The organism is Lentzea sp., assembly GCF_036380075.1.
GTDB lineage: Bacteria > Actinomycetota > Actinomycetes > Mycobacteriales > Pseudonocardiaceae > Lentzea.
On the sequence record NZ_DASVFL010000050.1, the window covers coordinates 22,718 to 31,433 of the forward strand.

At 68.6% G+C, this 8,716-nt stretch carries 6 protein-coding genes; 3 read left to right on the forward strand and 3 right to left on the reverse strand.

Going from position 1 to position 8,716, the window contains the following annotated elements; genetic code table 11:
* Positions 1-48 precede the first annotated feature (48 nt).
* The 3 genes from VF330_RS06250 to VF330_RS06260 all read left to right on the forward strand — a co-directional run bounded on the left by VF330_RS06250 (position 49) and on the right by VF330_RS06260 (position 3,231).
* Positions 49-927 carry a hypothetical protein gene (locus VF330_RS06250; RefSeq protein ID WP_330850537.1) on the forward strand — a complete coding sequence of 293 codons (879 nt, stop codon included), beginning with the start codon at positions 49-51 and terminating at the stop codon, positions 925-927.
* A gap of 370 nt (positions 928-1,297) precedes the next feature.
* Positions 1,298-2,182, forward strand: a complete 885-nt coding sequence (locus VF330_RS06255; protein WP_330850538.1) for an XRE family transcriptional regulator — start codon at positions 1,298-1,300, stop codon at positions 2,180-2,182.
* A 56-nt stretch (positions 2,183-2,238) separates the two neighbouring features.
* Positions 2,239-3,231, forward strand: coding sequence for an aldo/keto reductase (locus VF330_RS06260; RefSeq protein ID WP_330850539.1), 993 nt, complete (start codon positions 2,239-2,241; stop codon positions 3,229-3,231).
* 1 nt (position 3,232) lies between these two features.
* Here VF330_RS06260 and VF330_RS06265 read toward each other — a convergent pair whose 3' ends face one another.
* The 3 genes from VF330_RS06265 to VF330_RS06275 all read right to left on the reverse strand — a co-directional run bounded on the left by VF330_RS06265 (position 3,233) and on the right by VF330_RS06275 (position 8,318).
* Positions 3,233-3,412, reverse strand: coding sequence for a DUF6104 family protein (locus tag VF330_RS06265; RefSeq protein ID WP_330850540.1), 180 nt, complete (start codon positions 3,410-3,412; stop codon positions 3,233-3,235).
* Positions 3,413-3,492: 80 nt separating this feature from the next.
* Positions 3,493-7,194 carry a multifunctional oxoglutarate decarboxylase/oxoglutarate dehydrogenase thiamine pyrophosphate-binding subunit/dihydrolipoyllysine-residue succinyltransferase subunit gene (locus VF330_RS06270; RefSeq protein WP_330850541.1) on the reverse strand — a complete coding sequence of 1,234 codons (3,702 nt, stop codon included), beginning with the start codon at positions 7,192-7,194 and terminating at the stop codon, positions 3,493-3,495.
* A gap of 296 nt (positions 7,195-7,490) precedes the next feature.
* The gene (locus VF330_RS06275; protein WP_330850542.1) at positions 7,491-8,318 is read right to left on the reverse strand and encodes a hypothetical protein; all 828 of its coding nucleotides are present in this window, start codon (positions 8,316-8,318) and stop codon (positions 7,491-7,493) included.
* Positions 8,319-8,716 lie beyond the last annotated feature (398 nt).

The following is an 8,716-nucleotide window of genomic DNA, read 5'->3' on the forward strand; positions in this document are numbered from 1 at the left end:
CTCCGTGTGGGCCTACTGGCGCAGGCCCGAGGGCCGTACGGTGGCGCGGTGGACTTCGCGGAGGCCCTGACGAAAGCCGTCGACAACAGCGGCCTGAGCCTCGAACGCGTCCAGCACCACCTGGCCGCGCGGGGCATGCAGGTGAGCCTGTCGACGTTGAGCTACTGGCGTCGCGGCCGCAGCAGGCCGGAACGGCCGGAGTCGCTGAAGGTCGTCACGGCCCTGGAGGAGCTGCTCGGCCTCGGCGAGGGCTTCCTGACGGATCGGCTCGGCGACAGGCGGCCGCGCGGGCGGTGGGTCGGCCAGGCGATGTCGCTGGAGGACATGTGGGACTCGCGCGCCACCGACCTCGGCGAGGTCATGGCGCGGATCGACCGGCTGCAGCCGACGGCGTCGACGTACCTGAGCGTGAGGGACCGGCAGGTCATCGGGCCGGACCGGCGCGAGGTCGAGATGCACTGCACGGGCATCGTGCAGGCGCTGGAGGACGGCGTCGACCGGTTCCTGGCCATCCAGCTCGCCGACCCGACGGACCTCGGCGTCGCGTCCATCGAGGCAGGCCCGCCGTGCCGGCTCGGGCGGGTGCGCAGCGAGGACGCCACCGGGTTCCTCGTCGCGGAGGTCCTCTTCGACCGGGTGCTGCGCGCGGGGGAGACGGCGCTCGTCGACTACCGGGTGCGGATGAGGCCCGGTGCGGACAGCGAGGTCTGCGACCGGCGGTTCCTGCGGCCGGTGGGCGACTACGTGCTGCAGATCGACTTCCACCCGGACGCGGTGCCCGCGCGGTGCTTCCAGTTCGCGCGGCCCTCGCTGCACGAACCGGAGACCGCGCTCAACGACCTGTGGATCGGGACGACCGCGTCCACGCACATCCACGTGCGGAACTCGAAGCCCGGGATCTATGGAGTGCGGTGGGAGTGGGAGTAGGCCGCTACTTCCCACTCCCACCGCAAGCGCCCCCAGTTCCGCGACGCGCTCGGCCGAGCCGCATTCGGCCTTCCGCATCAAGGGCGCTGGGACGGCCGTCGCCGCTGCAGGGGGGCGGCGACGGCGGGCTCAGGTGTTCACCACGCGATTGTCGAATTCGGCGCACGCATTCCTGATTCGCGCGTCAAGAATGTGTGGAACCACATCGGGCCAGGTCGCACGGGGTGTTCCTCCTGGCCGGTGATGAACGGGTGAACACCAAGAAACTAACGCGAGTCGTGTGTCGGATAACAGGTTCGAAACTTCAGTTGTCAAATCTGTCAAAACTGTGGCGGTGCCCGCCGGTGATCACCGGCCGTAGCATTCGACCGTGCCGGAGTTCGCGGAGGAGCTGACCAGGGCGGTCGAGGCGAGCGGTCTCAGCCTGGAGCGGATCCAGCACCACCTGGAGGTCCGCGGCCTCCAGGTCAGCCAGTCGACGCTGAGCTACTGGCGCCGCGGCCGCAGCCGTCCGGAACGCCCGGAGTCGCTCGCCGCCGTCGCCGCCCTGGAGGAGATCCTGCAGCTCTCGCCCGGCGCGTTGACGGGCAGGCTGGGGGACCGGCGGCCGCGCGGCAGGTGGGTCGAGCGCGCCACCGCGCTGGAGGGCATCTGGGGCGACGCCGCGATCGACCTGGGCCGCGAGATCGCCCGCGTCGACAAGCTCCTGCCCGCCCCCGCGAGGTACCTGAGCGTGCGGGACAGGGTGCTGATCGGCCCGGACCGGCGGGAGGTCGAGATCCGCAGCAGCGCCGTGATCGAGGCGTACGAGGACGGCGTCGACCGAATGCTCCTCGCGAAGACCGCCGACGACACCGACCTCTCACCCGGCGACGTCGTGGCGGAGCGGTCGTGCCGCGTGGGCAGGGTGCGCAGGGACGACGACCGCAAGCTGCTCGTCGCGGAGATCATCCTCGACCGCGTGCTGCGCGCGGGCGACACCGCGCTCGTCGACCTGCGGCTGATCTCCGACCCCGGCGCGGACAGCTCGTCGGCCGACCGCACGTTCCTCCGCACGCTGCGCAACTACGTCCTGGAGGTCGAGTTCCACCCCGACGCGGTTCCCGTGCGGTGCCACAGCTTCCGCCGGTCAGGACCGGACGGGCAGGACGTCGGCACCGGCGAACTGTGGATCGGCACCACCTCCGCCGCGCACCTGCTCGTGCCCGAGGCCAGGGCGGGCCACGTGCACGGCATCAGGTGGGAGTGGGAATAGCCTGCTGGAGCAACTCCACGTGGCACCGGCGGTCAGTCAGGGGCAATGTGAGAGGCATGGAGTACACCCACCTCGGCCGCAGCGGCCTGTCCGTCTCCCGACTGTGCCTCGGCACGATGAACTTCGGTCCCGAGACGTCCGAGGCCGACAGCCACGCGATCATGGACCGCGCCCACGAGCACGGCCTGAACTTCTTCGACACGGCCAACGTCTACGGCTGGAAGCAGGGCGAAGGCGTCACCGAGAACATCATCGGACGCTGGTTCGCCCAGGGCGGTGGCCGCCGCGAGAAGACGGTCATCGCCACCAAGCTCTACGGCAGCATGGGTGACTGGCCGAACGAGACCAAGCTGTCGGCGCTGAACATCCGCCGCGCCGCCGACGCGTCGCTCAAGCGCCTGCAGACCGACTACATCGACCTCTACCAGATGCACCACGTCGACCGCGAGACGCCGTGGGACGAGATCTGGGAAGCCTTCTCCGTGCTGCGCCAGCAGGGCAAGGTCATCTACTTCGGCTCGTCGAACTTCGCGGGCTGGCACATCGCCCAGGCCCAGGAGGCCGCGCGCACCCGCGGGTTCCTCGGCCTGGTGTCCGAGCAGTCGATCTACAACCTGATGACCCGCTGGGTGGAGCTGGAGGTCCTGCCCGCAGCCAAGCACTACGGCCTCGGCGTCATCCCGTGGTCGCCGCTGCACGGCGGCCTGCTGGGCGGCGTCCTGCGCAAGCAGCGCGAGGGCACGGCGTCGCGCGGGGCGTCCGGCCGTTCCGCGGACGCGCTGGAGAAGTACCGCGACCAGATCGAGGCCTACGAGAAGCTGTGCGCCGAGCTGGGCGAGGACCCGGCGAACGTCGGCCTCGCGTGGCTGCTGCACCAGGACGGCGTCACGGCACCGATCATCGGGCCGCGCACCGGCGAGCAGCTGGACAACTCGCTGCGCGCCGCGGAGCTGAAGCTCGACGCGGACGTGCTGGCGAAGCTGGACGAGCTGTTCCCGGCTCCGGCGCCGAACGGGTCGAAGCCGGCGCCGGAGGCCTACGCCTGGTAGGTCAGTCCTCGAAGTCGTCGTCGTCGCGCGCGAGGAACGTCGCGAAGCGCTCGACGGGCGTCTCGAACTCGGGGTTGGCGTCGACGAACTCCCGCAGCTTGTCGGCGAGCCACGCGAAGGTGACCTCCTCGTCGCCGCGCCGCTTCTCGAGCTCCTCGATGCCGCGATCGGTGTGGTACATGGCGGAAACTCCTGTGGGGGCTGGAAAAACGAGCCGCCGGACCCGTGTGGATCCGGCGGCTCGTCCTCGATCAGGCGGGGTTACTCGAACGCGCGCGTGATGATCTCGCGCTGCTCGACCTCGTGCACCTTGCTCGAACCGGCCGACGGGGCGGCCATCGGGCGGCGCGACACGCGGCGGACGGTGCCCAGGTGCTCGGGCAGCAGCTCCGGCAGGGCCAGGCCGTAGAACGGCCACGCACCCTGGTTCGCCGGCTCCTCCTGCACCCAGCGGATGTCCTTCGCGTTCGGGTAGCGCTCCAGGGTCTCGGTCAGCTTGCGGGCCGGGACCGGGTAGAGCTGCTCGACGCGCACGATCGCCACGTCGCCGCCGCCGCGCTTCTCGCGCTCGGCGTGCAGCTCGTAGGAGATCTTGCCGCTGCACAGCAGGACCTTCGTGACCGCGCTCGGGTCCTTGATCGTCGGGTCGTCCATCACCGAGTGGAAGCGGTCGTCGGTGAACTCGGCGGTGCCGCTGACGGCTGCCTTGAGGCGCAGCATCGACTTCGGCGTGAACACCACCAGCGGCCGGTCGACGCCGTCGAGGGCGTGGCGGCGCAGCAGGTGGAAGTAGTTCGCCGGGGTCGACGGGACCGCGACGGTCATGGAGCCCTCGGCGCACAGCTGCAGCCAGCGCTCGATGCGGCCCGACGTGTGGTCGGGGCCCTGGCCCTCGTGGCCGTGCGGCAGCAGGATCACGACGTCGGAACGCTGACCCCACTTGGCCTCACCGGACGAGATGAACTCGTCGATGATCGGCTGCGCGCCGTTGACGAAGTCGCCGAACTGCGCCTCCCACAGCACGAGCGCCTGCGGGTTCGCGACCGAGTAGCCGTACTCGAAGCCGAGCGCGGCGAACTCCGACAGCACCGAGTCGTAGACCATGAACTTGCCCTGGTCGTCGGACAGGTGCTGCAGCGGCGTGTAGTCACCGCCGGTCTTGCGGTCGATCAGGGTCGCGTGGCGCTGCACGAACGTGCCGCGGCGCGAGTCCTGGCCCGCGAGGCGGACGTTGCGGCCCTCCAACGCGAGCGAGCCGAACGCCAGCAGCTCCGCGAACGCCCAGTCGATGCCGCCCTCGCGCGCCATCTTGGCGCGGCGGTCGAGCACCGGCTTGACGCGCGCGTGCGGCGTGAAGCCCTCCGGCAGGTTCACGTGGGCGTCGGCGATGTGCTCCAGCACCTCGCGGCTGATGTGCGTGGGCAGCTTCGCCGGGACCTGCTGCTCGGCCTCCACCGACGGGCTGACCGTCACCGGGTGCTTCTCGAGCTCGCGGACCTCGTTGAAGACGTGCTCCAGCTGGCTGGAGAAGTCCTGCAGCGCCTTCTCGGCCTCTTCGACGGTGATGTCGCCGCGGCCGATCAGGGACTCGGTGTAGGTCTTGCGGACCGAGCGCTTCTGGTCGATCACGTCGTACATCGCCGGCTGCGTCATCGAGGGGTCGTCGCCCTCGTTGTGGCCGCGGCGGCGGTAGCAGACCATGTCGATCACGACGTCCTTGTGGAACGCCTGGCGGTACTCGACGGCCAGCTTCGCGACCCAGTAGCAGGCCTCGGGGTCGTCGCCGTTCACGTGGAAGACCGGCGAGCCGATCATCTTCGCGACGTCGGTCGAGTACTTCGACGACCGCGAGTGCTCCGGCGCGGTGGTGAAGCCGACCTGGTTGTTCACGACGATGTGCACGGTGCCACCGGTGCGGTAGCCGCGCACGAGCGCCAGGTTCAGCGTCTCGGCGACCACGCCCTGACCGGCGAACGCCGCGTCGCCGTGCATGGCGACCGGCAGCACCGGGAAGACGTCGCCGCCCCGGTCGAGCAGGTCCTGCTTGGCGCGCACGATGCCCTCGAGCACCGGGTCGACGGCCTCGAGGTGCGACGGGTTGGCGGTCAGCGACACCTTGGTCTCGCCGTCGCCGAACATGCGGAAGTACTTGCCCTCGGCACCGAGGTGGTACTTCACGTCGCCGGAGCCGTGCGCCTGACCGGGGTCGAGGTTGCCCTCGAACTCGCGGAAGATCTGCGAGATCGGCTTGCCGACGATGTTCGCGAGCACGTTCAGGCGGCCGCGGTGCGGCATGCCGATGACGACCTCGTCGAGCTCGTGCTCGGCTGCCTTGTCGAGCACCGCGTCGAGCAGCGGGATGACGGTCTCGCCGCCCTCCAGCGAGAAGCGCTTCTGGCCGACGTACTTCGTCTGCAGGAACGTCTCGAACGCCTCGGCGGCGTTGAGCTTGCTGAGGATGTACTTCTGCACGGTGGCCGGCGGCTTCTCGTGCGGAACCTCGACGCGCTCCTGGATCCAGCGGCGCTCCTCGGGCTCGAGGATGTGCATGTACTCGACGCCGACGGTGCGGCAGTACGAGTTGCGCAGGACGCCCAGGATGTCGCGGAGCTTCATCCGCTCCTTGCCCGCGAAACCGCCGACGGGGAACTCGCGGTCGAGGTCCCACAGCGTGAGGCCGTGGCTGAGCACGTCCAGGTCGGCGTGGCTGCGCTGGCGGTAGTTCAGTGGGTCCGTGTCGGCCATCAGGTGACCGCGCGTGCGGAACGCGTCGATCAGCTCGATGACGCGGGCGGTCTTGTCGACGGCGCCCTCGGGGATGTCCGCGACCCAGCGGATCGGCTCGTAGGGCAGCCGCAGCGACGCGAAGATGTCGTCGTAGAAGCGGTCCTCGCCGAGCAGCAGCTGGTGGATCCGCTTGAGGAACTCACCGGACTCCGCACCCTGGATGATGCGGTGGTCGTAGGTGCTGGTCAGCGTGATGATCTTGCTGACGCCCATGTCGGTGAGCGCCTGCTCGCTGGTGCCCTGGAAGTGCGCGGGGTACTCCATCGCGCCGACGCCGACGATCGTGCCCTGACCGGCGGTGAGACGCGGCACCGAGTGGTTGGTGCCGATCGTGCCGGGGTTGGTCAGCGAGATCGTGGTGCCGCCGAAGTCCTCGGCGGTCAGCGCGCCCGTGCGGGCCTTGCGGATCAGGTCCTCGTAGGCCTGCCAGAACTGCGTGAACGTCATGTTCTCGCAGCCCTTGACCGACGCGACGACCAGCGTGCGGTTGCCGTCCTTGCCGGGCAGGTCGATCGCCAGGCCGAAGTTGACGTGCTCCGGCGTGACGACGAACGGCTTGCCGTCCACCTCGGCGTAGTGGCGGTTCATGTTCGGGAACGCCTGCAGCGCCCGCACGACCGCGTAGCCGATGACGTGGGTGAAGGAGACCTTCCCGCCACGCGTCCGCTTCAGGTGGTTGTTGATGACGATGCGGTTGTCGGCCAGCAGCTTCGCGGGCACGGCGCGCACGCTGGTCGCGGTCGGAACGGTGAGCGACAGCTCCATGTTCTTCGCGATCGCGGCGGCGGCACCGCGGAGCTGCTTCTGCTCGGGCTGCGCGCTCTGCGTGACCGGCTTGGCCTTGGCGGCCTGCTGCGGCGCGGGCTTGCCGGTGGACGGCAGCGAGGCCGCCGGCTTCGGCTGGGCCTGCTTCGGCTGCGCGGCAGGCTTGGGTGCGGCGGCGGGCGCGGACTTGCCGGTGTCGGCGGCCGGCGGCGTCACGGTCGCGGTCGTGGTCGAACCACCCGCGGTCGCCGTGGCGGCGGCACTGCCGTTGCCGCCCGCACGCTTGTAGTCGGCAAAGAAGTCATGCCATGCCGGGTCTACTGATGACGGGTCCGCGAGGAACTGCTCGTACATCTCCTCGACGAGCCACTCGTTCGGCCCGAATTGTGACGCAGGACTGCTGCTGGACACGGCTGGCGCTCGCCTCTATCCATCTCGCTCTTGGTGTTGACTCATGCGGTAGTCAGGCTAGTCCCCTCCGCCTCGGCCTTCACACGCTGGAGGCACCTGGCAAGGAGTGCTCTGTCACAGGATCGATCAGGACGGGCCCGACGTCACGGGTAGTTGAGGGGTTCTTGATGTGCGTCTAGCTACGTCACCTCGCTTTTTCGGCTGTTGAAGTGGCATACGCACCGAGCGCAGTGATCAGTTCACGATGAGTCAGTTCGCGAGGAGCAGAAGTCGAGGCGTTCTCGCATTGATCTTGTTCAGGCCAGTGAACGCAGGACCGAGGTCGTCATCGCCTCGACGAACCGCGCCCTGGTCTCGTCGGACGTCCGGTCGAGCGACAGGTACGGGTTCAGGTCCTCCAGTTCGACGAGCAGCAGTTCGCCGTCCCGGGTGCGGCAGGCGTCCACGCGCTGGATGCCGTGGTCCAGGTCGTTCCAGTCGATGAACTTCCGCGCGAATTCCAGGTCTTCGTCGGTTGGGGTGTACCGCGCCAGTTCCCAGCGGTGGGCCGGGTCCGGAGCGTTGAGGGTGTACTGGAACTCGTCGTCCACGAAGTAGAACGACACCTCGTAGCGGAAATCGATCTTCGGTTGGATGAGGACGTCTTCTCGGTTCGCTGCCAGGACGTCGGTCAGGGCCTCGGGTTTCACGAACCGCAGGCCGTGGGAGTCGGCGCCGGCCTTCGGTTTCACCACGTACTCGTCGGCTTCCGGCAGGTCGGTGAGGTGTCGTGGGTCGTCGATGGTGGGGATGACCGGGAAGCCGTCGTTCGTCAGGTCGACCAGGTATTGCTTGCCGGACATGTCGGCTTTTCCGGTCAGCGGGTTGTAGACGCGTTGGTTCGTTGCTTTGGCCTGGGTTTTGAAGTCCTCGTACTCGGTCGGGTAGTCGATCACCGGGCCGCTGTTTCGGATGATCACCGTGTCGAAGGCTGCCATCAGGGCGGTGGCGGTTCTTGGGGTGGTTATGGCGAGGTCGAAGGATTTTTGGAGGTGGGTGGTCAGGTGGATGTCCTCGTCGCAGTAGCGGCGGCCTTTTGCCTGGTAGGCGAGGTCTGAGACGTAGAGGATTTTGGGTCTGGGCATTTGGGGGTCCTTTGTTTTGTGTGGCTGGGTTCCAGCGTGGTTGCGGGTTGCGGGCGGGTGCCTGTTCCAGCGTGGTCGTGCACCTCGGACGAAAGATCTGGGTTGCATCGCCGCTGCGCGACGATTGCGATTGGGGCTTGACTTCGGGGCCCTTGCGAGGCGCTGAGTCGGCCGGAAAACGGCCGGACGCTTCGCGACCGGCCGAGCCCGAAATGGGTAGCACCTCGCACCCAAAGTCAAGCCCCAATCGCACAAGAACGGGTGGGTTCACCGGCTCTAATCGGCGTCAGGGGTGACTGCTCGCCTTCGGCGTCGCTTGGAAGTGCGGGGGTTTACACGGCTCGCCTTCGGCTTCGCGTGGTCCCTGGGCTGCTGCTAGGCGGCCTCTGTGGTGCCGT

Coding starts and splice junctions, on each gene's coding strand:
- VF330_RS06275 (WP_330850542.1), bottom strand. CDS start 8,318: ATGCCCAGACCCAAAATCCTCTACGTCTCAGACCTCGCCTACCAGGCA.
- VF330_RS06260 (WP_330850539.1), top strand. CDS start 2,239: ATGGAGTACACCCACCTCGGCCGCAGCGGCCTGTCCGTCTCCCGACTG.
- VF330_RS06265 (WP_330850540.1), bottom strand. CDS start 3,412: ATGTACCACACCGATCGCGGCATCGAGGAGCTCGAGAAGCGGCGCGGC.